This window comes from Naumannella halotolerans, from assembly GCF_004364645.1.
Lineage (GTDB): Bacteria > Actinomycetota > Actinomycetes > Propionibacteriales > Propionibacteriaceae > Naumannella > Naumannella halotolerans.
Genome location: NZ_SOAW01000006.1, coordinates 1 through 1,227, shown reverse-complemented (window position 1 = coordinate 1,227; position 1,227 = coordinate 1). Strand labels below are relative to the sequence as shown.

At 64.3% G+C, this 1,227-nt stretch carries 1 protein-coding gene; it reads left to right on the top strand.

The window, feature by feature from the left end:
- Window positions 1–1,207 (top strand): IS3 family transposase gene (locus CLV29_RS16095; RefSeq protein WP_243831999.1). Its coding sequence is split into 2 segments (ribosomal slippage), with 1,208 coding nucleotides annotated over them: window positions 1–252 and window positions 252–1,207; the frame shifts between segments, so codons are not numbered across the junction. This gene is flagged as partial in the annotation.
- Between the last annotated feature and the right edge of the window lie 20 nt (window positions 1,208–1,227).

Here is a 1,227-nt window from a genome sequence, read left to right as displayed (position 1 = left end):
AGCGTGCGGTCCGGATGATCCGGGAGGCCGATCGTGAGGACGGCAGCACGGAGTATCAGTTGATCGGGCGGGTCGCGAAACAGCTCGGGATCGCCGAAGAGACACTGCGACGGTGGGTCCGTAAGGCCGAGGTCGATTCCGGGGAACGGCAAGGAACAACATCGGCGGAGAACGCGGAGATCAAACGTCTGCGCAAGGAGTTGGCCGAGGCGAAACGGGCCAATGAGATCCTGCGGACCGCATCAGCGTTTTTCGCAGCGGAAATCGACCGTCCCACACCGAGATGATCGCCTACATCGAGGCGTATCGCGATCAGTTCGGGGTCGAGCCCATCTGTGCTGCTTTGGCGGAGACAGACGGTGGGTTCATCACTGCCCGCGGCTATCGGGCGGCGAAGACCCGACCAGCCTCGACGCGGATGCTGCGGGATCAGGAACTGGGGGAGGTGATCAGCCGGCTGCATGCCGACAACTACGGCGTCTACGGGGTCCGGAAGATGCATGCCCTGCTGCGCCGAAAGGGTTGGCTGCTCGGCCGGGACCAGACCGGGAGGATCATGCGCCAACAAGGCCTGCACGGGGTGCGGCGGGGTAAACGGATCTTCACCACCAGACCGGACCCTGCCGGCCAGCGGCCCGCGGATCTGGTCCAGCGTCGGTTCGTCGCTGCGAGGCCGAATCGGTTGTGGGTGGCTGATCTGACGTTCGTGCCGACCTGGTCCGGCATGGCTTATGTCGCGTTCGTCACCGACGTGTTCTCCCGCCGGATCGTCGGCTGGTCGGTGCGCTCCACCATGACCACCGAAGCGCTGCCACTCGAGGCGTTGCAGATGGCCACCTGGAATCGAGGCGAGCTGTCCGGGCTGACCCATCACAGCGACCGCGGCAGCCAATACGTGTCGCTGCGCTACACCGACACCTTGGCCGAGCTAGGGATCGCAGGCTCGGTCGGCAGCGTCGGAGATTCCTACGACAACGCCCTAGCCGAGACGATCAACGGTCTCTACAAGACCGAACTGATCCGCCAACGCCGGCCCTGGAAGACCGTCGAGCAGGTCGAACTGGCCACCCTGGAATACGTGTGGTGGTTCAACCACCGCCGACTCCACTCCGAGCTCAGCTACCGCACCCCGATCGAGGTCGAGGCCGCCTACTATGAGGCCTCAACCAGTACCGAGGAACCAGACGGTTCCCTCGAACCCGCATAGGAACGAAACCCAGTGCGGTT